We start from the raw sequence: 22,682 nt of genomic DNA on the forward strand, positions 1-22,682 counted from the left end.
GATGGCGGGGGAGAGCAAGGGAGGGCATGCGGGCGGGCGGCCGGCCCCATGCGGGGACGGCCGCCCGAGGTCCCGGCCCTGGGCCGGTGTCGCTCGTCGTCGTCGGATGCGAGGTGTCAGCGTTCGTCGTTGGACGCGGACGCCGGGACGGTCGTCAGCCGCTCGGTCTCGTCCTGTATCTCCGCGGCGATCTTCTTGAGTTCCGGCTCGAACTTACGTCCGTGGTGGGCGCAGAAGAGCAGTTCACCGCCACTTACCAGGACGACACGCAGGTACGCCTGGGCGCCGCAGCGGTCGCAGCGGTCAGCGGCCGTCAGGGGGCTCGCGGGGGTCAGAACAGTAGTCACGTCGCCTCTTCTCTAGCTCGACGAGCTGTCGTACCAGGGTCAACATCCAACCAAGCCGAAAACGTTCCCGCTCGTGGCTTTTTCTCAAAAATTGCTTCTGAGTAGACCAGATGGTGACGGTTGGCGGCGAATGAGCCGTATTGCGTTGGTTTACGGTTTCACGTCGCTTGTCGGATTTGTCCTCCCGGCTGGGTTGCCGGTTGTTGCTGAGGACGTGCCCGGAGCCTAAATGGTTCATGCCTGAAAGGGAACGTGATGTGTGCGTCACTCCAACGAGCGATCGAACGTACGAGCGAAAGTCAAGGAGTCTGGACTAGCATGGACGTTCTCATGGGTGGTGGCACAACGGCTCTATCAGGCCTCGGTACGCTCTGACGGGCGACCCTGCCACCAAGCGGCCCCCAGCCGGGCCAACAAAGAAATTCAGCGAGGAGCGAACCGCGTGACCGCCGACACGTCCGTGCCGTCCACTGCGCTGCTGACCGGAGCAGACCGGGGCGGCTCCAACTACACCGCGCGGCACCTGCTCGTCCTGGAGGGGCTCGAAGCGGTACGCAAGCGCCCCGGCATGTACATCGGCTCCACGGACAGCCGTGGCCTCATGCACTGCCTCTGGGAGATCATCGACAACTCCGTCGACGAGGCGCTCGGGGGTTACTGCGACCGCATCGAGGTGATCCTGCACGACGACAGCTCCGTGGAGGTGCGGGACAACGGCCGCGGTATCCCGGTCGACGTCGAGCCCAAGACCGGTCTGTCGGGCGTCGAGGTCGTGATGACCAAGCTGCACGCCGGCGGCAAGTTCGGGGGCGGCTCGTACGCGGCCTCCGGCGGTCTGCACGGCGTCGGCGCCTCCGTGGTGAACGCGCTGTCCTCCCGGCTCGACGTGGAGGTGGACCGGGACGGCAAGACGCACTCCATCAGCTTCCGGCGAGGTGTCCCGGGCATCTTCACCGAAGGCGGCCCCGAGGCGCCCTTCGACCCGTCGAGCGGCCTCCTCAAGGGCAAGCGGGTTCCCAAGAGCCGCACCGGCACGCGCATCCGCTACTGGGCGGACCGGCAGATCTTCCTCAAGGACGCCAAGCTCTCCCTGGAGACGCTGTACGCGCGCGCCCGCCAGACGGCCTTCCTGGTGCCGGGCCTGACGCTGATCGTCCGGGACGAGCGGACCCCCGAGGGCGGGGACGGCGCAGGCCACTCGGAGGAGATCTTCCGGTTCGACGGCGGCATCAGCGAGTTCTGCGAGTACCTGGCGCAGGACAAGGCCGTCTGCGACGTGCTGCGGCTGTCCGGGCAGGGCACCTTCAAGGAGACCGTGCCGGTCCTGGACGAGCGCGGCCATATGACACCCACCGAGGTCACGCGCGAGCTCGGTGTCGATATCGCGCTGCGCTGGGGCACCGGCTACGACAGCACCATGAAGTCCTTCGTCAACATCATCGCCACCCCGAAGGGCGGCACCCACGTCGCCGGCTTCGAGCGCTCGGTGACCAAGACGGTGAACGAGGCGCTGCGCGGCGCCAAGCTGCTGCGCGTCGCCGAGGACGACGTCGTCAAGGACGACGCGATGGAGGGCCTCACCGCGGTCGTGACCGTGCGGCTGGCGGAGCCGCAGTTCGAGGGGCAGACCAAGGAGGTGCTGGGCACCTCCGCGGCCTCCCGGATCGTGGCGAATGTGGTGGCCAAGGAGCTCAAGGCGTTCCTCACCTCCACCAAGCGGGACGCCAAGCAGCAGGCCCGCGCCGTGCTGGACAAGATCGTGGCGGCCGCCCGCACCCGTATCGCGGCCCGCCAGCACAAGGAGGCACAGCGCCGCAAGACTGCGCTGGAGTCCTCCTCGCTGCCCGCGAAGCTGGCCGACTGCCGCAGCGACGACGTGGACCGCAGCGAGCTGTTCATCGTCGAGGGCGACTCGGCGCTCGGCACGGCCAAGCTCGCCCGGAACTCCGAGTTCCAGGCGCTGCTGCCGATCCGGGGCAAGATTCTCAACGTTCAGAAGGCGTCGGTCTCCGACATGCTGAAGAACGCCGAGTGCGGCTCGATCATCCAGGTCATAGGGGCGGGCTCGGGCCGTACCTTCGACATCGACCAGGCGCGCTACGGCAAGGTGATCTTCCTCGCCGACGCCGATGTCGACGGCGCCCACATCCGCATCCTGCTGCTCACCCTCTTCCAGCGCTATATGCGGCCGATGGTCGAGGAGGGGCGGGTCTTCTCGGCCGTGCCGCCCCTGCACCGGCTCGAGCTGGTCAACCCCAAGCGGGGGCAGGAGAAGTACGTCTACACCTACTCGGACAAGGAGCTCCAGGAGACGCTGCTGGACTTCCAGCGCCGGGGCGTGCGCTACAAGGACGGCATCCAGCGCTACAAGGGTCTGGGCGAGATGGACGCCGACCAGCTCGCGGAGACCACGATGGATCCGCGCCACCGCACCCTGCGGCGGATCAACATCAGCGACCTGGAGGCGGCCGAGCAGGTTTTCGACCTGCTCATGGGCAATGAGGTCGCGCCGCGCAAGGAGTTCATCACCAACTCGGCGGCGACCCTGGACCGTTCGCGTATCGACGCCTGACGGAGGACCCTGACGGGCGCGGAAACGCGAGGCGCCTCTCCACCCCAGGGTGGAGGGGCGTTCTCCACCCGCGCCCGACCGGAGGCCGATTCGCTCGGCGGAGGGCATTGCGTAGCGTCGTGAGCGTCCGGAGCCGGGGAGGGCCGATGAGCGGATGGACGCAGTGGCCCTCGCGGCAGGCGCTCACGGGCCAGGGCCTGCCCAAGGTCCGGCTGGTGATCAATTGCGGGATGTCGATCGTCGGGTCGGGCCTGCTGATCTGGAACGTGGCCCGTGACGGCTCCTTCGAGGTGTGGCAGCGGATCGCCCTGCTCGCGGCCGTCGCCGGCTGCGGGGCCACGGTGCACGCGTTCCGCCGCGTCACCGTCGACCGCCGGCTGGGCCCCGCCCTCGGCCTGCTCGCCCTGCTGCTCGCCGCGGGCGCGGCGCTGTGGGCCGTGGGCGCCGATACCCCGGCGGTCGTGGCGTGGATCGTCGGCGCGATCCATGCGATGGAGCGGCTGCCGCTGATGGCCGCGCTGCCTGCCTCGACCGTGGCCGCCGGTTCCTTCGTGCTCACCGTCGACCACGGCCCGCTGACCGGCCCGGCCATCGGCGCCGGCCTCGTGCTCATCGGCTATTCGCTGCGGGTGGACGAGGAGGCGCGCGGCACCGCCTACTTGCTGCTGGAGCAGGAGCGGGCGGCGCGCAGCGCCGAGGCGCAGAGCGCGGCGCTCGCCGAGCGGGCCCGGATCGCCCGGGAGATCCACGATGTGCTGGCGCACAGCCTGTCCGCCCAGTTGGTGCATCTGGAGGCGGCCAGGCTGCTGATCGAGCGCGGGCGGGACCAGGAGATGGTGCTGGAGCGGGTGGTGGCGGCCCGCCGGATGGCGCGCCACGGCCTGGCCGAGACCCGCCAGGCGCTGCACGCGCTGCGCGGCGAGACGGCGCCGGTCGAGGACTTCCTGCGGGAGTCCGCCGCGACCGAGGGGGCGCGTTTCGAGACGGAGGGCGAGCCGCGCGAACTGGCCGCCGAGACGGGGCTCGCGGTGCGGAGGGTCGCGCAGGAGGCGCTGACCAACGTCCGCAAGCACGCGCCGGGCGCCCCGGTGGAAGTGCGGTTCGCCTACCAGGAGGACGAGGTGCTCCTGGAGATACGCGACGGCGGGGCGCGCCAGGCGCCCTCCGGCGGCCCGGCGGCGACCGGGGCCGGATACGGCCTGCGGGGGATGCGGGAGCGCGCCGAACTCCTCGGCGGCACGCTCGAGGCGGGACCCGCCGAGGGAGGCTTCGTCGTACGCCTGCGGGTCCCGGCGTGACGGTCCACCGGCGTACTGGTATGACGGCGTACGGGTGTGACGCCGCGTCGCCATCAGGAGCGTCGCCATCAGGAGCGGGAACGGCAGGAGCGGGGACGGCATGGGGGACAGGGCCATGAGCGAAGGGCACGGCGCCACGGGCCCGCGCGTGGTGCGGGTGCTGGTCGTCGACGACCAGATCATGGTGCGCGAGGGCATCGTGCTGCTGCTGGGGCTGCTGCCCGGCATCGAGGTCGTCGGCTCGGCGGGCGACGGCGAGGAGGCGCTGCGGCTGGTCGCCGAGGTCTCCCCGGACGTGGTGCTGATGGATCTGCGGATGCCGCGCTGCGACGGCGTCGAGGCGACCCGGCGCATCCGCGCCGAGCACCCCGCGACCCAGGTCGTGGTGGTGACGACCTACGCCGACGACGAGTGGCTCTTCCCGGCCCTGAAGGCGGGCGCCCGCGGCTATGTGACCAAGGACGCGGACGCGGAGGAGATCGCCCGCGCCGTCGAGGACGTGATGTCCGGGCAGGCCGCGCTGTCGCCGCAGGTGCAGAGGAGGCTGCTGGAGCGGCTGGTGCAGGAGGGTGCCACGGGGGCGCCGGGCGGTGCGCCCGCGGCGGCCGTGGGCGCCCCCGGCCCGCTGCCCGACGGGCTGACGCCCCGCGAGGCGGAGGTGCTCGCCCTGGTCGCCGAGGGGCTGTCCAACGCGGAGATCGCCCGTCGGCTCCGTATCGGCCCGGCGACCGTGAAGACCCACATCAACAACCTCTTCACCAAGGCGCGGGTCCGCGACCGCGCCCAGGCCGTGCGCTACGCCTACCGCAGCGGGATCGCCCGGCCACCCGGCTTCGACCCGGCCTCCTGACCCGTTCCGGCCCCGATTCCGGCCCCGATCTCAGCTCCGGCTCCGGTCCCGGTTCCAGGATGTTCGTCACCTGAGTCACCTGATGGGGTGAACGTCCGTTATTGCGGGGTCCGGGGTCTCGCGCCCCCTCCATCCTTGGCACGCGGCCAATGCGGCAGTGGAGCAAGGAGTGTTCGGGTGGACATGCAGCACAACGCGCGCGACGCCGGGGCGGTCGGGCTGGGCGACCCCTGGTACGACACGGTCGCCTCCGGCTGGGGTGCGGGCGAGGGGGAGAGGGAGGACCGCGGAGCCCGTCGCGCGCGCCCGCCCGCCGCGGCGGACATCTACACCGAGGTGCACGGCAGCGCCGCCTTCCAGGAGGTGCGCAGACGCTATCGCCGCTTCGTCTTCCCCGCGGCCGCCGCCTTCCTCCTGTGGTATCTGGGGTACGTCGTCGCGGCGACCACCGCGCCCGGTCTGATGGCCCGCCCCGTCGTCGGCGCGCTCAATGTCGCGATGGTCGCCGGGCTGGCCCAGTTCGCCACCACCTTCCTGCTGACCTGGGCGTACGCCCGCCACGCCCGGCTGCGCCGGGACCAGGTCGCGCTGGAGCTCCGCTGGGTGACGCAGGAGATGATGCGGGGGCGCGGCCGGTGACGGGCAATCAGCAGAGCCTGGCGCTGCTGCTCTTCGGCGTGTTCGTCGCGGCCACGCTCGCCATCACCACCTGGGCGGGGCGTCGTCGGCAAGGCTCTCCGGAGGAGTTCTACGCGGGCGGGCGGCTGTTCTCGCCCATGGAGAACGGCTTCGCCATCGCGGGCGACTACATGTCGGCCGCCTCGTTCCTCGGCATCTCCGGCCTCATCGCGCTCTACGGCTACGACGGCGTGCTGTACTGCGTCGGCTTCCTCGTGGCCTGGCTGATCGTGCTGCTCCTGGTCGCCGAACTGGTCCGCAACTGCGGCCGGTTCACCCTCGCCGATGTGCTGGCCGCCCGGATGGGCGAGCCCTCGGTCCGGATCGCCGCGGGCGTCTCCTCCGTCACCGTGTGCGTGCTCTACCTCGTGGCCCAGATGGTCGGGGCGGGCAGCCTGATCGCCCTGCTGCTCGGTGAGACCGGGCCGCGCGCCCGCGCCTGGACGGTCATCGGGGTGGGCACCCTGATGGTGATCTTCGTGGCGCTCGGCGGGATGCGCGCCACGACCTGGATCCAGATCGTCAAGGCGGTGCTGCTGATGGCCGGGGCGGCCACGCTCACCGCCCTGGTCCTGGTCCGCTTCCACGGCGATGTGGACGCCCTGCTCAGCGCGGCGGCGCGGCACAGCGGGCATGGCCGGGACTTCCTCGCCCCGGGCCTGAAGTACGGCGGCGGATGGACCGCGCGGCTGGACTTCATCAGCCTCGGACTCGCCCTCGTCCTCGGCACCGCCGGGCTGCCGCACATCCTGTCCCGCTTCTACACCGTGCCCACCGCCCGGGCCGCCCGCCGCTCGGTCATCTGGTCCATCGGGCTGATCGGCGGTTTCTATCTGATGACCATCGTGCTCGGCTTCGGCGCCGCCGCCGTGCTGGGCGGCGGCGCCGTACGGAGCTCCAACCCGGCCGGGAACACCGCCGTCCCGCTGCTCGCGCTGGATCTCGGCGGGGGCGCCGGGTCGACCGGCGGCACGGTGCTGTTCGCCACGGTCGCCGCCGTCGCGTTCGCCACCATCCTCGCCGTGGTCGCCGGGATCACCCTGGCCTCCTCCGCCTCGGTCGCCCATGACCTGTACGCCTCGCTGGGCCGCCGCGCGCACCGTACGCCGCGCAGCGAGGTCGCGGTCGCGCGGATCGCGGCCGTCGGGATCGGGGCGGCCGCCATCGGGCTGGGGCTGCTGGCCCAGGACCTCAATGTGGCCTTCCTGGTCGGGCTGGCGTTCGCGGTCGCCGCCTCGGCGAACCTCCCGGTGCTGCTGTACTCGCTCTTCTGGCGGCGGTTCACCACGCGCGGCGCGGTGTGGGCCGTCTACGGCGGGCTGCTTCCGGCGCTGGTGCTGGTGGTGCTCTCCCCGGTGGTGTCCGGCGGCCCGGAGGCGATCTTCCCGGGCGTGGACTTCCATGTCTTCCCGCTGGAGAATCCGGGCCTTGTCTCCGTCCCCCTCGGCTTCCTCGCCGGCTGGTTCGGCACGGTCACCTCACCGCGGGGCGCCCACTCCAGGCACGCCGCCAAGTACGCCGAGACGGAGGTAAGGGCCCTCACCGGGGCGGGAGCGGCCTGACGCGCCGGGTCACACCCATGCGTAGCGGTGCTCCGGGCGCCCCGTCTCGCCGTACTTCAGACTGAGCCGGACCCGGCCCGTGCGCTCCAGGAGCTTGAGATAGCGCTGGGCGGTCTGGCGGCTGAGCGAGGACCGCTCGGCGACCTCCTGCGCCGACAGCGGGCCCTCGGCGCCCCGCAGCACCTCCCGCACCAGGTCGGCGGTGAGCGCGGAGTGGCCCTTGGGCAGCTCCGCCGGGCCCGCCGAGGCGCCGCCCACGGCGCCGAAGATCCGGTCGACCTGGTCCTGCCCGGCCTCGCCGCCGCCCTCCAGCGCGCGGCGCAGCGCCGCGTAGCCCTGGAGCTTGGCGCGCAGCCCGGCGAAGGTGAAGGGCTTGACCAGGTACTGGAGCGCGCCATGGCGCATCGCGGCCTGGACGGTGGCGATGTCGCGGGCGGCGGTCACCATGATGATGTCGGTGTGGTGGCCGCGCTCGCGAAGCCGCCGCACCAGCGCGAGGCCCGTCCCGTCCGGCAGATAGTGGTCCAGCAGCACCAGGTCGACCGCGGCGCGGTCCAGGAAGGCCAGCGCCTCACCGGCCGTGTGCGCCTGCCCCACGACGCGGAAGCCGGGCACCTTCTCCACATACGCCGCGTTGACCCGGGCCACGCGCACGTCGTCGTCCACGACCAACACATTGATGGCGCTGCTCGCGCCACCCGTGCCGCCCGGCCCACCCACGCCGCCCCTGCCGTTCACGGCCGTCACCTCCGTACCTCCGTCATCGCGGCTCTCCTGTCGTGCTCAGCTGTGCCCCGCTCGGCTCCTCGGCCAGCGCCTCGGGCAGCACCACCGTGAACTCCGCGCCCCCGCCGTCCCGGTCGGTCACCCGCACGCTGCCGCCCTGCCGCTCGGCGAGCCGGCGCACCATCGGCAGGCCGATGCCGCGCTTGCGGTGCGCGGGCGGCTCCTTGGTCGACCAGCCCTCGGCGAAGACCACATCGCGCCGGTCGGCCGGGATACCGGGCCCGCTGTCGGAGACCCGCAGCACCACCGCCGTGTCGTCGGCGGCCAGCTCCACCTCGACCAGCGGGTCGGCCGTCCCGGCCGCCGCGTCCAGCGCGTTGTCGATGAGGTTGCCGACGATCGTCACCAGGCCCGGCGGGTCCACCAGCCGGTCCGGCAGCAGCGTCCCCTCGGCGATGCGCAGCGAGACGCCGCGCTCCGCGGCGACCGTGGCCTTGCCGACCAGCAATGCGGCCAGCAGCGGGTCGTGGACCCGCTCGGTGACCTGCTCGGCGGTGGCGCGGTGCACCCCGACCGTCTCGGTGACGAACTCCACCGCCTCCTCGTACAGCTCGAGCTCCAGCAGCCCGAGGAGGGTGTGCAGGTGGTTGGCGTGCTCATGGTCCTGGGCGCGCAGCGCGTCGATCAGCCCCCGGGTGCCGTCCAGCTCACGGCCCAGCCGCTCCAGCTCGGTGCGGTCGCGCAGGGTGGCCACGGCCCCGCCGTCGTCCGTCGGCATCCGGTTCGCGACCAGCACCCGGCCGCCGCTGACGGTCAGCAGATCGGATCCGGTGACCCGCCCGGCGAGGACATCGGTGGTACGGCCCGGCGGCAGCAACTCGTCCAGCGGCCGCCCGGTGTCCTCGGCGCGCAGGTCCAGGAGCCGCTGTGCCTCGTCGTTGACCAGCCGGATGCGGCCGCGCGCGTCGAGGGCGACGACCCCCTCGCGGATGCCGTGCAGCATGGCCTCGCGCTCGGCGAGCAGCGCGGAGATATCGGAGAAGGCCAGGTCGTGGGTGCGGCGCCGGAGCCTGCGGGCCACCACGTACGCCGCGACCGCACCCACCGCGAGCGCGCCGCCCGCGTAGGCGAGCAGCCCCGGCACCGCCCCGATGAGCCGGTCGCGCACGCTGTTGTACGAGATGCCGACCGACACGGCGCCGACGATCCGGCCGTGCTCGTCGCGCAGCGGGACCTTGCCGCGGGCCGAGCGGCCGAGCGTGCCGTTGTCGATCTCCATGACCTCCTCGCCGGCGAGGGCGTCGCTGGGGTCGGTGGAGACATGCCGGCCGATCTCCTCGGAAGAGGTGTGGGACCAGCGCACGCCACGCTTGTCCATGATCACGACATACTCGGCACCGGTGGCCCGGCGGATCCGCTCCGCCTGGACCTGGACCGGGCCGTCGGGGGCGGGGCGGGTGTGCTCGATGGCGTCGGTGAGATTCGGGGCGGAGGCCGTGGTCTGGGCGATGGCGAGGGCACGGCGCATGGCCTGGTCGTCCAGCTGGGAGCCGAGCCGGGCGAGGAAGAGGCCGGTCGCGAGCACCGTGACACCCGTGGCGATGGTCAGCTGCATCAGCAGGACCTGGGAGAAGACACGTCGGGGCCAGCCGATGCGCCACCTTGGGGCCTCGGCGCGCGGCCCCCGGGGTATCGCGGCGCTCATGCCACGGAAGGGTAACCAAGAGCGGGCCCCGGCACTGCGCCAGGACACCCTCTTTGTGCCTAAACCGGCGCCTTTGTGTCTAAACCGGCGCCACTCTCGCGGAGGTGGTTGCTCGCCGTGGGGGTTCCTCAATTGATGGCTGCGTCACAGCCGTGGCGGCGACGGGCGGCACCGGCCGCGAGGCGCGCACCGCCCGCACTCCGACGACGTCCATCCGCGCCGGGGAGCCCAGGACGGACCCGCAGCTCTCCGGGCGCGGCGGCGCGGCGGCGACCTGGACGACGCCGACCCGCCACAGCCGGCCGTCGGTGTGCTCGACGGTCACGGTCCAGGCCGGGGCGGCGCCCTCGGTCCGCAGCACGGTCAGCGCGTCGGCCCCCGCCTCGCCGGTCAGCTCGCGGATCGCCAGCTCGGCGGCCTGGCCGGGGCGCTCCCAGGTGGACCGGCCGCGGCAGCCCTCGGTGACGACCGTGCCCTCGCGCAGCGCGTCCAGCACCTCCTGGACGGACTGCGCGGTGGCCCGGCCGTACGCGTAGCCGTGCGGCAGCACCATGAGCGTGGGGGAGAAGCGGTGGCCGCCGATGTGGGTGATCTCCCAGGTGCCGCGCGCGCCGGAGGCGATGAGCTCGGCGGCCAGCGGCCGGCCGAGGATGGCGCAGCAGCGGTCGCGCTTCCCGTTGGTGCACACGAACACCAGGGGGTCGCCGGTGTACTGCTCCCACGCCTGGCCGGGGCCCGTGGCCACGGGGCGCAGACCGCCCGGGTCGCCCGCGCCCAGCGCGCCGAAGTCGAGGGCGAGCAGCCGCTCGGGCTCGGTGAGCGTGGTGGTACGGATCCAGGAGCGGCCCGGGCGGGTGTGCGCGATGAAGACCCGCTGCCGCGGGTGGGTGTGGCAGTCGGGGTGCCGGCCGGGGCGCCGGATCAGCGCGACCCGGACTCCGGTGTCCTTGACGGCGCGCTCCAGCGCGCGGCCGACGGCCGGGGCCAGATGGCTGGCGGTCAGGGCCTCGGCCCCCCAGGGGCCGGGCTGTTCGAGCAGAAGCCAGGTGGTGGCGGTGGTCGCCGTCCCGGCGAGCGGCTCGGACAGATCACGGGAGGCGGTCGCGCACGTGCTCACGAAGGTAAGCCTAACCTCTCTTGCGGCCGTCGGCTTCCGAAGGCGCGCCTCTGGGGGTGCGAGGCGCGTTTGTGCTGGGTGCGGGCGGGTTCCGAGGGGGGCGGCCGCGGGCCGGGGCGGGCCTGCGCCGGGGCCGCCCGGAGGCCTCAGCGCCGGCCGGGGCCCGGGTGCCGCAGGGCCGTGGCGAGATCGCTCAGATACGCCGAGATCGGCCCGAGGGTCAGCAGGCCGCTGCCCGCCCCGGCCAGCTCCGCCGCCGCGGGGGTGAGCTCGCGGTGGGCGCGCTCCATCGTCTCCCGGTCGCCGACGGCGACGGCCGCCCGGGCTGTCAGGCACCACAGCGCCTCGAACAGCAGGTCGCGCGGTGGGTCCGGGGCCTCGCGCAGCGCCGCCGCGGCCTCGTCGCGGCGGTCCTGGGCCAGCAGCGCCAGGGGGCGGACCCAGGGCGCGTAGGGCCCCCAGTCGGTGTGCCGGTCGGTGTGCGGGTCGGTGTGCGGGTCGTTGTGCGGGCTGGACCGGACGGGCAGCGTGCGCCGGGTGCGCAGGCACAGCAGCGCGAGCGGCAGCAGACCGCGCTCCAGCCCGGGCATGCCGGCGCCGTCCAGCCGCGCGGCGGCGCTCCGGTAGGCGGCCTCCGCCGCTGCTTCCGTCGCGTCGCCCGTCGCGTCGAGCCGCAGCGCGGCGTACCACCGCGTGAACACGCCGACCAGCGGCAGCTCATGGCGCTCGGCCAGGCGGTCCGCGGCGGCCGCGTGGCGGTCGGCCCCGGCGAAGTCCGCCAGCGCGCTGCGAGCCTGGAGCCGGACGAGGTGGCCGAGGACCTCGAAGGTGGTCAGGCCGTGCCGGGCGGACAGGGCGATCAGCTCGGCGCCGATCGCGTCCCGGCGCGGCGCCAGACCGGCGTGGTGGAAGGTCTGCATGAACGTGGCGTTGAGGGCGAACGCGAGCAGCGCGGGGTCGTCCAGGCGGCGGGCGAGCTCCTCCGCCTGCCGGGCGGCCTGGGGCCCGCGCGCGGCGCGGGTCCCCCGCGACTCCAGGGCGATCGTGGCCAGCAGCCGGGCCCGGGCCGCCTCGTGCCCGCCGGGCGACAGGGTGGCCAGGGCGCGCTCCGCCGCCGCGACGACCTGCGCGGCCTGCTCGGGGTCGTCGACCCGCGTCCAGACTGCCGGGACGTCGTACGCGCCGATCACGCGGGCCGTCAGCTCCGCGTCGGCCAGCTCCTCGGCCGCCGTGATGGCCGCCACGCGGTGTCGCCGGGCGGTCTGGAGGCCGCTGCCGCCGGTCACCGCGAGGCTGCGCAGCAGCCCCACCGTCGACTCCAGACGGGCCCGGGCGCCGGAGGGCACGGTGCGGTCGTAGGCGGCGGCCGTACGCGCCCACACCCGCCCCGCCGCCCCGGCCGGGCCGGGGTCGAGGTGGGCGGCGTGGCCGAGGATGTCCGCCTCCAGGCCGCGCAGCCGCGGGCCGGGGTCCACCCCCAGCTGCTCGGCCAGGAGCGCGCGGGCGCGGCGCAGCACCGCCAGCGCGTCGCCCTGGCGGCCGGAGCGGTACAGCGCCAGGGCCAGCAGCCGCCAGGCGCCCTCGCGCCAGGGGTGCTCGGCCACGTGCGCGTCCAGGTCGGCCGCCGCCTCGGCGGCCAGGCCCAGCGCGACCCGGGCCTCGGCCCGCCGCTCGACGGCGTGCAGCCGCAGCTCCGTCAGGCGGGAGCGCTCCGCGCGGGCCCAGGGCTCGTCGGCGCACTCCGCGTAGGCGGGCCCGCGCCACCACTCCAGCGCCTCGTCCAGCCGTACGAACGCGTCCTCGGGAGGCAGCGCCGCGGCGGCGGCCACCGCCCGCTCGAAGCCCCAGGCGTCCACCGCGCCGGGGTCGGCGCGCAGCGCGTATCCCGGCCCCTCGGTGACCAGCAGCCGGGCCGGAGCGCGGGGCGGGCGCTCCGGTTCCAGGCTGCGCCGCAGCGCGGCCACGAAGGTGCGTATCGCGCCCACCGCGTCGGCGGGCGGCTCCGTCCACAGGTCCTCGGCCAGGCGGCGGACCGGGACGACACGGCGGCGGGCGACGATCAGCCGGGCCAGCACCGCGCGATGCCGTGGCCCCTTCAAGGCGATCGCGCCCCCGGCCCCGTCCCAGGCCGCCACCGGACCCAGCACGCCGAACAGGAACCGCACGCCTGACCACCCTTTCCGGACCCGGGGCAGCGCCCTGGCCACGGTAGCTCGCTCATCCGCCGCTCATCCGCGCCCGGCACGCTGACGACAACGGCGGATCCTCACTCCCAGCCCCCACGAAACTCCCAGCCCCCACGAAACTCCCAGCCGCACCAAACTCCCAGCCCCACGAAAGAGGCGGAACCATGGCGCCTGTCATCACCGGCTTCGACCATCAGCGAGTCCCCGTCGCCGACGGAGTGTCCCTCCACGCGGCCGTCGGCGGTTCGGGCCCTCCGATCGTGCTGCTGCACGGCTTTCCGCAGACCCACCTGATGTGGCGGCACGTCGCCGCCGACCTCGCGGCCGACCACACCGTCATCTGCCCCGACCTGCGCGGCTACGGCGCCAGCGACAAGCCCGCCGACCCCGACGGCACCGCCTACGCCAAGCGCACCATGGCCGCCGACATCGTCGCCCTGGCCCGAGAGCTGGGCCACGAGCGGTTCGCGCTGGCCGGGCACGACCGCGGCGCGCTGGTCGCCTTCCGCGCCGGCCTCGACCACCCGGCGGCGATCACCCACCTGGCCTGCCTCGATGTGCTGCCGACCCTGGACATGTGGGAGGCGCTGCACGGCACCACCGCGGCCGTCGGCTTCCACCTCTACCTGATGGCCCAGCCGCCCGGGCTGCCCGAGCGGCTGATCTCGGCCGCCCCGGAGGCCTTCTTCGGCCACTTCCTCGACCTGTGGGCGGGCGACCCGCGTGCCGTCCCGGCCGACGTCCGCGCCGCGTACCTGGACGCCTGCCGCGAGGCGGTGCCCTCGATCGTCGCCGACTACCGCGCCTCCGCCGGGATCGACACCGACCACGACCGGGCCGACCGCGCCGCCGGCAGCCGGCTGCGGATGCCGGTCACCGTGCTCCAGCAGGACTGGGGTGCCGCTCTGGGCTACGACGCGGCCGCGCTGTGGGGCGCGTGGGCGCCGGATCTGCGGCACACCACCGTCACCTGCGGCCACTTCATGGCCGAGGAGGCCCCCGCGGACATCGTGAAGGCCCTGCGGGCCCTGCTCGCCCGCTGAAGGCCGGGGCGGCGTCGCCCGGACAGCCGAGGCGCCCCCGAGTCGCTCGAGCGACAGGGGCGCCCCTGAACGGCCGCGGCGGCGGGGCCGTACGACGACGGCCCGGCCGACGCGGCCATGACGGTCACGACGACGGCGCGCTACGACGAGCCCGCCCCGTCCGCACCGGCCCCTACACCGGGCCGGCCAGCACCGACACCGCCTTCGCAAGCGGCACTCCCGAGCCGTCGCGGCGCGGATCGGGCTCCGGCAGCGGCACCGGGGTTCCGGTAGGCGTGGCCGCGCGGGCCGGTGTCGCGCCCGCCCAGGCCAGGACCAGGCAGTCCTCGCCCTTCAGGAACCGCTGGCAGCGCACCCCGCCGGTCGCCCGGCCCTTGCGCGGGTACTGGTCGAACGGCGTGAGCTTGGCCGACTGCTGCACCGAGTCGTCGAGCGTGCCGTGCGCGCCGGCGACCGTGAACACCACCGCGTCGGACGCCGGGTCGACGGCCGTGAACGAGATCACCTTCGCGCCCGAGCCCAGCTTGATGCCGGCCATGCCCCCCGCGGGGCGGCCCTGCGGCCGCACCTGGGCGGCCGGATAGCGCAGCAACTGTGCGTCATCGGTGATGAAGACCAGGTCCTCCTCGCCCGTGCGCAGCTCCACCGCGCCGACGATCCGGTCGCCCTCCTTGAGGCCGATGACCTCCAACTCGTCCTTGTTGGCGGGGTAGTCGGGGACCACGCGCTTGACGACGCCCTGCTCCGTGCCGATCGCGAGCCCGGGTGAGGACTCGTCGAGCGTGGTGAGGCAGACGAGCTCCTCGCCGTCCTCCAGGGTCAGGAACTCCGCGATGGGCGCCCCGCCCGCCAGGTTCGGGGCCCCGGGCGTCTCCGGGAGTATCGGCAGATCGACCACGGCGAGCCGCAGCAGCCGCCCGGACGAGGTCACCGCCCCCAGGTCCCCGCGGGCCGTGGCCGGGACCGCCGAGACGATCACATCGTGCTTGACGCGCTTGGCCTGCCCCTCGCCCGGGAACGGCTCACCGTTGGCCGTGCGGGCCAGCAGGCCGGTGGAGGACAGCAGCACCCGGCACGGGTCGTCGGCGACCTCCAGCGGCACCGCGGTCACCGGGGCGTTCGCCGACTCCTGAAGCACCGTGCGGCGCGGCGTGGCGAACTTCTTGGCCACCTGGGCCAGTTCCGCCGACACCAGCTTGCGCAGCTCGGCGTCCGAATCCAGGATCCGGGTCAGCTCCTCGATCTCCGCCTTGAGGCGGTCGCGCTCCGACTCCAGCTCGATCCGGTCGAACCTGGTCAGCCGGCGCAGCGGGGTGTCCAGGATGTACTGCGTCTGGACCTCGGAGAGCCCGAAGCGGGCGATCAGGGACTCCTTGGCCTGCGCCGCGTTGTCGCTGGAGCGGATGATGCGGATGACCTCGTCGATGTCGAGCAGGGCGACCAGCAGCCCCTCGACCAGGTGCAGCCGGTCCCGCCGCTTGCCGCGCCGGAACTCGCTGCGCCGCCGCACCACGGTGAAGCGGTGGTCGAGATAGACCTCCAGCAGCTCCTTGAGCCCGAGCGTGAGCGGCTGGCCGTCCACCAGCGCGACATTGTTGATGCCGAAGGACTCCTCCATCGGCGTCAGCTTGTAGAGCTGCTCCAGCACGGCCTCGGGGTTGAAGCCGTTCTTGACCTCGATGACCAGGCGCAGTCCGTGCTCGCGGTCGGTCAGGTCCTTGACGTCCGCGATGCCCTGGAGCTTCTTGGCGCCGACCAGGTCCTTGATCTTCGAGATGACCTTCTCGGGGCCGACCGCGAAGGGCAGTTCGGTGACGACCAGGCCCTTGCGGCGTGCCGTCACGTCCTCCACCGCGACCGTGGCGCGGATCTTGAAGGTGCCGCGCCCCTTCTCGTACGCGTCCCGGACGCCGCCCAGGCCCACGACCCGGCCGCCGGTCGGCAGGTCGGGGCCGGGCACGAACCGCATCAGGGCGTCCAGGTCCGCGCCCGGGTGCCTGATCAGATGGCGGGCGGCGGCGATCACCTCGCCCAGGTTGTGCGGGGGCATGTTCGTCGCCATGCCGACGGCGATCCCGGAGGCGCCGTTGACCAGCAGGTTGGGATAGGCGGCGGGGAGCGCCACCGGCTCCTGCTCGCTGCCGTCGTAGTTGGGGGTGAAATCGACGGTGTCCTCGTCGATCGACTCCGTCATCAGCGAGGTCGCCGAGGCCATGCGGCACTCGGTGTAGCGCATCGCGGCGGGCGGGTCGTCGTTGCCCAGGGAGCCGAAGTTCCCGTGGCCGTCGACCAGCGGGACGCGCATCGAGAAGGGCTGGGCCATACGCACCAGCGCGTCGTAGATCGACGCGTCGCCATGGGGGTGCAGCTTGCCCATGACCTCGCCGACGACCCGGGCGCACTTCACGAAGCCGCGCTCGGGCCGCAGGCCCATCTCGTTCATCTGGTAGAGGATGCGCCGGTGCACCGGCTTGAGCCCGTCCCGGGCGTCGGGAAGGGCGCGCGAGTAGATGACCGAGTACGCGTACTCAAGGAAGGAGCCCTGCATCTCGTCGACGACGTCGATGTCGAGAATGCGCTCCTCGAAGTCGTCCGGCGGAGGGGTCTTTGTGCTGCGGCGGGCCATCGCGCTTGCGGCTCCTTCAACTGCCGAGGCGGGATCTGACGCCGACCATTGTGGACCGGACCGCAGACAAGTGTGGAACGGGCCATGGTCAACGCCCCCTCGCCGACCGTTCCCAGGGCCCCCGCGGAGCCGTCTTGGGAGCTCCCCCGACTACCGCTGGGCGGTGCCCCAGGGGCACGCCGGGGGCGCGCCGGGAGCCGCTCGCGCGGTGTTCCGGCGGCCCGCCGGCGAGATTCGCCCGGCGGGAACTTCGCCAGATGTCCGTGCGCTTGCATACAGTGACAGGACCGCACTTCACGCGGCTCGCACGCGCTCCATCACGCGATCGAAGGGACGTACATGCCCATGGGTCACACGGCCACGGAACAAGCCGGCTCCGGCGGCCTGACAGCGACCGAGCACCGGCTGGCCAACGGCCTGCGGGTGGTGCTCTCCGAAGACCACCTGACCCCGGTCGCGGCGGTCTGCCTGTGGTACGACGTCGGCTCGCGCCACGAAGTCAAGGGGCGTACCGGGCTGGCTCACCTTTTCGAGCACTTGATGTTCCAGGGCTCGGCGCAGGTGAAGGGGAACGGCCACTTCGAGCTGGTGCAGGGCGCCGGCGGCTCGCTCAACGGGACGACCAGCTTCGAGCGGACCAACTACTTCGAGACGATGCCGACCCACCAGGTGGAGCTGGCGCTGTGGCTCGAGGCGGACCGCATGGGCTCGCTGCTGACCGCGCTGGACGAGGAGAGCCTGGAGAACCAGCGCGACGTCGTCAAGAACGAGCGCCGCCAGCGCTACGACAACGTGCCGTACGGCACCGCGTTCGAGCGCCTGGTCGGCATGGCCTACCCCGAGGGCCACCCGTACCACCACACCCCGATCGGCTCGATGGCCGACCTGGACGCGGCCTCCCTGGAGGACGCGCGCGAGTTCTTCCGCACGTACTACGCGCCGAACAACGCGGTGCTGGCGATCGTGGGCGACATCGACCCCGAGCAGACTCTTGCCTGGATCGAGAAGTACTTCGGCACCATCCCCTCCCACGACGGCAAGCGCCCGCCCCGCGACGGCACCCTGCCGGAGGTGATCGGCGGACAGCTGCGCGAGGTCGTCGAGGAGGAGGTCCCGGCCCGCGCCCTGATGGCCGCCTACCGGCTGCCCCACGACGGCACCCGCGAGGCCGACGCAGCCGACCTGGCGCTGACCGTCCTGGGCGGCGGGGAGTCCTCCCGCCTGCACAACCGCCTGGTGCGCCGCGACCGTACGGCGGTGGCCGCGGGCTTCGGCCTGCTGCGGCTGTCCGGCGCCCCCTCACTCGGCTGGCTGGACGTGAAGACCTCGGGCGGCGTGGAGGTGCCCGACATCGAGGCCGCGGTCGACGAGGAGCTGGCCCGGTTCGCCGAGGAGGGGCCGACCCCGGAGGAGATGGAGCGCGCCCAGGCCCAGCTGGAGCGCGAGTGGCTGGACCGGCTGGCCACGGTCGGCGGCCGCGCCGACGAGCTGTGCCGGTTCGCGGTGCTGTTCGGCGACCCGCAGCTGGCGCTGACCGCCGTGGAGCGCGTGCTCCAGGTGACGGCCGAGGAGGTGCGGGCCGTGGCCCAGGCCAGGCTGCGCCCCGACAACCGCGCGGTGCTGGTGTACGAACCGCTCCAGGGCGCCGAGCAGGCCGAGGCCGACGCCGTCACGGACACGGACAACGACGCGGCAGCCGACGACAACGACGCAGAAGGAGAGTCGGCCCAGTGAGCGACGCCGTCACCACCACGATGACCTTCCACCCGCAGCCGCTGGGCGGCGCCGCCAAGCCCTGGGCCTTCCCGGCCCCCGAGCGCGCCGAGCTGTCCAACGGGCTGGCCGTGCTGCGCTGCCACCGCCCCGGCCAGCAGGTCGTGGCCGTGGAGGTCAACCTCGCGGCCCCGCTGGACGCCGAGCCGGCCGGGCTCGACGGCATCGCCACGATCATGGCCCGCGCGCTGTCCGAGGGCACCGACAAGCACACCGCCGAGGAGTTCGCCGCCGAGCTGGAGCGCTGCGGCGCCACCCTGGACGCACACGCCGACCACCCCGGCCTCCGCGTGTCCCTGGAGGTCCCCGTCTCCCGGCTGCCCAAGGCGCTCGGCCTGCTGGCCGACGCGCTGCGCGCGCCCGCCTTCCCCGAGGGCGAGGTCGAGCGGCTGGTGCGCAACCGCCTGGACGAGATCCCGCACGAGCTGGCCAATCCGGCCCGGCGCGCCTCGATGGCACTGTCCAAGACGCTGTTCCCGGCGGAGTCCCGGATGTCCCGCCCGCGCCAGGGCACCCAGGAGACCGTCGAGGGCATCGACGCCGCGGCCGTGCGGGCCTTCTACGAGACGCATGTCCGCCCCTCCACCACGACCGCCGTGGTCGTCGGCGACCTGACCGGCGTCGACCTCGACAAGGCGCTGGCCGACACCCTCGGCGCCTGGACGGGCGGCGCCGCCGAGCCCCGCTCCATGCCGCCGATCACCGCCGATGACACCGGCCGGGTGATCATCGTCGACCGGCCGGGCGCGGTGCAGACCCAGCTGCTCATCGGGCGGATCGGCGCCGACCGCCACGACCGCATCTGGCCCGCCCAGGTGCTGGGCACCTACTGCCTGGGCGGCACCCTCACCTCCCGGCTGGACCGGGTGCTGCGCGAGGAGAAGGGCTACACCTACGGCGTGCGCGCCTTCGGCCAGGTGCTCCGCTCGGCGGCCCCGGACGCCTCTGGAGGGGCCACGGGCGCCGCGATGCTGGCCATCAGCGGCTCGGTGGCCACCGAGGTCACCGGTCCCGCCCTGGAGGACCTGTGGAAGGTGCTGGGCACGCTCAAGGAGGAGGGCCTGACGGACGCCGAGCGCGATGTCGCCGTGCAGAACCTCGTCGGGGTGGCCCCGCTGAAGTACGAGACGGCGGCCGCGGTCGCGGGTACGCTGGCCGACCAGGTCGAGCAGCACCTGCCGGACGACTTCCAGGCGCACCTGTACGCGCGCCTCGCGGAGACCGGCACGGTGGAGGCGACGGCCGCGGTGGTGAGCGCCTTCCCGCCCGACAGGCTGGTCACGGTGCTCGTGGGCGACGCCTCGAAGATCGAGGAGCCGGTCAAGGAGCTCGGCATCGGCGAGGTGAGCGTCATCCAGGGCTGACCTGGAGATGACCCGGGGGTTTACCCCAGGTTGACGTGAGGCCGACGCGCCCGGCCGCCCTCGCGAGCTGGGCGAACGGGCCGCCGGGACAAGGACCCTGGCGCCGTTTCAGGCGCCGGGGTTTCCTTTTGTTGCCGTTTCACCGGTCGTTTCGCCCGCTTTATAGCAGAGGTTGCCCATCTGGATGGGCGTGTCTGTGGGGAAACCAACAAAAGAGCGGAACCGTTTGGTGATCGAAAGCGGTCCCGCTTAGCGTCAGTCCGGTTGCCCGCCCGAGACACGCCGCGCCCGCGGCACGGACAACCATCGCCGAATCCCCGTACGGCGCGAGCCAGGGGAACCGGGGAACCAGCCTCGCCCGTTGCCGCCCGCGGCGCCGGAGGGGCGATTCCCAGGGGTGAATCGGACGCCTTCCCCGCGAGGGGCGAGGGGCCCGTAGGAGACCTTCCTGCTCCGAACCCGTCAGCTAACCCGGTAGGCGAGAGGGAAGGAAAGGAGTGCGCCGCTTCATGGCGATCACCCGTACCACCGGGAAGCACCGCCGCCCCGGACGCGCCCCCCGTACCGCCCGCTCCGGCGCCAACCTGGCGGGCATAGCCACACTGGCCGCCTCCGGCGTGGTCGCCGGCTTCGCCGCCCCGGCGCTCGCGGCCTCGGACGACGGGCGCGGCGCCGAGGACACCGGGCTGCGCCAGGCGGTCGCCATGGGCGACGAGCTCGCCGACCAGGTCGCCGCCCAGGCGGAGACCCAGCAGTCCTTCGCCGCGGAGGCCGCCGCCAAGGCGCAGGCCGAGGCCGACGCCCGCAAGGAGGCCGCGCGGCTGGCCGCGGAGGCGAAGCGCAAGGCGGAGGCGGCCGCGAAGAAGGCCAAGCAGGAGCGTGAGGCCAAGGAGCGCGCGGCGCGCGAGGCGGAGCGCAAGCGGCTGAACATGTTCGTGCTGCCGGTCTCCGGCTCGTACCTCTCCACCAGCTACCAGGCCTCCAGCGGCCTGTGGTCCTCCGGCAGCCACACCGGGGTGGACTTCCACGCCGCGTCCGGGACCTCGGTGCACTCCGTGGGCTCCGGCACCGTCGTCGAGGCCGGCTGGGGCGGCGCGTACGGCAACAACATCGTGATCAAGATGAACGACGGCACCTACACCCAGTACGCGCATCTGTCGTCCCTCAGCGTCTCCGTCGGCCAGGCGGTCACCCCCGGTCAGCAGATCGGCCTGTCCGGCGCCACGGGCAACGTCACCGGGCCGCATCTGCACTTCGAGGCCCGCACGAGCCCGGACTACGGCTCGGACATCGACCCCGTCGCCTATCTGCGCTCGCACGGCGTCAACATCTGATCAACCGCACGCCGCCCGAAGGCCCCGGTCCCACGGACCCGGGGCCTTCGGTCTGTCTGTCTGTCCGTCCGCCCGCTGTCCGTCCGCTCGCCCTGGCCAAAAAATATCCATGAAATCCCCCCGCCCATCGGAAATTCCAGCCGCTTAGAATAGAGTCGCTGAACACGCGTCAATCGGCTGCGTTTCGCGGAGATTAAGGCGGAGGTTCGACAATGCGGGACCGTAAGTGAACGGCGATACGACCGCGGTCCACGGCAGCCGCCGGATTTCGGCGCACGCGGTGTGTACGGCGATCCGCGACGACATCGTCTCCGGCACCTTCGCGCCGGGCAGCCGGCTGACCGAGGAAGTCCTCGCCCGGCGGTACGGCGTCTCGCGTGTGCCCGTGCGCGAGGCCCTGCGCACCCTGGAGTCGGAGGGCTTCGTGACCACCCGCCGGCACGCGGGCGCATGCGTGGCCCAGCCGTCCGACCGGGAGGCCGCCGACCTGCTGGACATCCGCGCGCTGCTGGAGCCGCTGGGCGCCGCCCGGGCCGCCCAGCGCCGCACCGAGGCGCATCTGAAGGTGTTGCGCGGCCTGGTCCGGCTGGGCCAGGAGCGGGCCCAGCGCGGTCAGCTGGGCGAACTGCGGTCGCTGAGCGACTGGTTCCACGAGACGCTGGCCCAGGCGTCCGGCAGCCCGAGCCTGGCCGGGCTGCTGGTGCAGCTGCGGCGCAAGATCGCCTGGGTGTACGCGGTGGAGCCCCGCCGGTCCGCGCCGCCCGTCCCGGGCGGCCCCGGACGCCCCGACTTCTCGCTCAGGGCCGTCGAGTCCTGGAGCGAGCACGGGGCGCTGGTCGACGCGGTGGCGCGGGGCGACGCCGACCGCGCCCGGACGCTCGCCGCGGCTCACGCCGAGCGCTCGATGTCGGAATACCGGCTGCGCCGTCCCCCCCGCGTGAGGACTTCGAAACATTCCGTAAACAATGCGGGCGCGCGGAATTAACAGCGGCCCCGTATACAACTTCTTGGAATTATCGCCGATGTGTCGCGGCCGTGGATTTCCGTGGCCGCTGATTTCGTGTCCCCGTATTCAGGTGGTGTGTGCGGAGCGCGGGCGGAAAACATAAAACAACGCGGCCGCGGTCGCCCGGAATGGGGCACCGCGGCCGCGCTGCGCGGCCGTGCCGAATCGATCCGCCGACGGCGGAGCCGGAGCCAGTCAGACGGTCTCCGGCAGCTCCTCGAGCCCCTCGCCGACCAGCTTGGCCAGACGGTCGAGCGCGACCTCGGCGTCATCCGCCTCCGAGGCGAGGACGACCTCCTCGCCGCCCTGGGCGCCGAGGCCGAGCACCGCGAGCATGGACGCGGCGTTGACCGGGGTGCCGTCCGCCTTGGCGATCGTGATGGGGACGCCGGAGGCGGTGGCCGCCCGGACGAAGATCGACGCGGGGCGGGCGTGCAGGCCCTCGGCCCAGCCGATGTTGACGCGGCGCTCAGCCATGGTGTTGCCCTTCAGAAG

General features: G+C 73.2%; 17 protein-coding genes and 1 riboswitch. Of the genes, 10 read left to right on the forward strand and 7 right to left on the reverse strand.

The features are described from left to right. Positions 1-116 precede the first annotated feature (116 nt). Entirely contained in the window at positions 117-347 is a 231-nt protein-coding gene (locus ACH4S9_RS22595) for a hypothetical protein (protein WP_311723781.1), read from the reverse strand. 442 nt (positions 348-789) lie between these two features. Between ACH4S9_RS22595 and ACH4S9_RS22600 the strand changes: the two genes are divergently transcribed. The 5 genes from ACH4S9_RS22600 (at position 790) to ACH4S9_RS22620 (ending at position 7,307) form a co-directional block, all read left to right on the forward strand. Next, positions 790-2,919 (forward strand): DNA topoisomerase IV subunit B, encoded by a 2,130-nt coding sequence (locus tag ACH4S9_RS22600; protein ID WP_361186118.1) that lies wholly within the window; start codon positions 790-792, stop codon positions 2,917-2,919. Between the two features lie 146 nt (positions 2,920-3,065). Next, positions 3,066-4,217, forward strand: a complete 1,152-nt coding sequence (locus ACH4S9_RS22605; RefSeq protein ID WP_398373679.1) for a sensor histidine kinase — start codon at positions 3,066-3,068, stop codon at positions 4,215-4,217. Positions 4,218-4,332: 115 nt separating this feature from the next. Continuing rightward, positions 4,333-5,067: a response regulator gene (locus ACH4S9_RS22610; protein ID WP_398373680.1), complete on the forward strand. Its 735-nt coding sequence runs from the start codon at positions 4,333-4,335 to the stop codon at positions 5,065-5,067. Between the two features lie 177 nt (positions 5,068-5,244). Further along, positions 5,245-5,706 carry a DUF485 domain-containing protein gene (locus tag ACH4S9_RS22615; RefSeq protein WP_398373681.1) on the forward strand — a complete coding sequence of 154 codons (462 nt, stop codon included), beginning with the start codon at positions 5,245-5,247 and terminating at the stop codon, positions 5,704-5,706. Beyond that, on the forward strand, positions 5,703-7,307 hold the full coding sequence (locus ACH4S9_RS22620) for a cation acetate symporter (protein WP_361186122.1): 1,605 nt from the start codon (positions 5,703-5,705) through the stop codon (positions 7,305-7,307). The genes ACH4S9_RS22615 and ACH4S9_RS22620 overlap by 4 nt, the downstream gene beginning before the upstream one ends. Before the next feature lie 9 nt (positions 7,308-7,316). Here the strand turns inward: ACH4S9_RS22620 and ACH4S9_RS22625 are convergent, their stop codons facing one another. From ACH4S9_RS22625 to ACH4S9_RS22640, 4 genes are all read right to left on the reverse strand, one after another. Next, a complete protein-coding gene (locus ACH4S9_RS22625; protein WP_398373995.1) occupies positions 7,317-8,045 on the reverse strand; it encodes a response regulator in 729 nt (242 codons plus the stop codon). Between the two features lie 22 nt (positions 8,046-8,067). Then, positions 8,068-9,738 carry a sensor histidine kinase gene (locus tag ACH4S9_RS22630; protein ID WP_311723776.1) on the reverse strand — a complete coding sequence of 557 codons (1,671 nt, stop codon included), beginning with the start codon at positions 9,736-9,738 and terminating at the stop codon, positions 8,068-8,070. A 79-nt stretch (positions 9,739-9,817) separates the two neighbouring features. Next, on the reverse strand, positions 9,818-10,855 hold the full coding sequence (locus ACH4S9_RS22635) for a sucrase ferredoxin (protein WP_398373682.1): 1,038 nt from the start codon (positions 10,853-10,855) through the stop codon (positions 9,818-9,820). Between the two features lie 146 nt (positions 10,856-11,001). Continuing rightward, entirely contained in the window at positions 11,002-13,020 is a 2,019-nt protein-coding gene (locus ACH4S9_RS22640; RefSeq protein ID WP_398373683.1) for a BTAD domain-containing putative transcriptional regulator, read from the reverse strand. Between the two features lie 185 nt (positions 13,021-13,205). On the opposite strand from ACH4S9_RS22640, the gene ACH4S9_RS22645 reads away from it, so the two are divergent. After that, positions 13,206-14,084 (forward strand): alpha/beta fold hydrolase, encoded by an 879-nt coding sequence (locus tag ACH4S9_RS22645; RefSeq protein WP_398373684.1) that lies wholly within the window; start codon positions 13,206-13,208, stop codon positions 14,082-14,084. 172 nt (positions 14,085-14,256) lie between these two features. Here the strand turns inward: ACH4S9_RS22645 and ACH4S9_RS22650 are convergent, their stop codons facing one another. Beyond that, the gene (locus ACH4S9_RS22650) at positions 14,257-16,710 is read right to left on the reverse strand and encodes a DNA topoisomerase (ATP-hydrolyzing) subunit A (RefSeq protein WP_398373685.1); all 2,454 of its coding nucleotides are present in this window, start codon (positions 16,708-16,710) and stop codon (positions 14,257-14,259) included. 339 nt (positions 16,711-17,049) lie between these two features. Between ACH4S9_RS22650 and ACH4S9_RS22655 the strand changes: the two genes are divergently transcribed. From ACH4S9_RS22655 to ACH4S9_RS22670, 4 genes are all read left to right on the forward strand, one after another. Next, positions 17,050-18,444, forward strand: a complete 1,395-nt coding sequence (locus ACH4S9_RS22655) for a pitrilysin family protein (protein WP_358847729.1) — start codon at positions 17,050-17,052, stop codon at positions 18,442-18,444. Positions 18,445-18,464: 20 nt separating this feature from the next. Then, on the forward strand, positions 18,465-19,847 hold the full coding sequence (locus ACH4S9_RS22660; protein WP_311723885.1) for a pitrilysin family protein: 1,383 nt from the start codon (positions 18,465-18,467) through the stop codon (positions 19,845-19,847). Between the two features lie 297 nt (positions 19,848-20,144). Further along, a riboswitch (cyclic di-AMP (ydaO/yuaA leader) is annotated at positions 20,145-20,343 on the forward strand. Positions 20,344-20,356: 13 nt separating this feature from the next. After that, the gene (locus tag ACH4S9_RS22665; protein ID WP_311723770.1) at positions 20,357-21,181 is read left to right on the forward strand and encodes a M23 family metallopeptidase; all 825 of its coding nucleotides are present in this window, start codon (positions 20,357-20,359) and stop codon (positions 21,179-21,181) included. 226 nt (positions 21,182-21,407) lie between these two features. Then, positions 21,408-22,166, forward strand: coding sequence for a GntR family transcriptional regulator (locus tag ACH4S9_RS22670; RefSeq protein WP_398373686.1), 759 nt, complete (start codon positions 21,408-21,410; stop codon positions 22,164-22,166). Between the two features lie 216 nt (positions 22,167-22,382). On the opposite strand, the gene ACH4S9_RS22675 is transcribed toward ACH4S9_RS22670, so the two are convergent. Continuing rightward, on the reverse strand, positions 22,383-22,664 hold the full coding sequence (locus ACH4S9_RS22675; RefSeq protein WP_311723768.1) for an HPr family phosphocarrier protein: 282 nt from the start codon (positions 22,662-22,664) through the stop codon (positions 22,383-22,385). Positions 22,665-22,682 lie beyond the last annotated feature (18 nt).

The organism is Streptomyces sp. NPDC021225 (assembly GCF_044332865.1).
GTDB lineage: Bacteria > Actinomycetota > Actinomycetes > Streptomycetales > Streptomycetaceae > Streptomyces.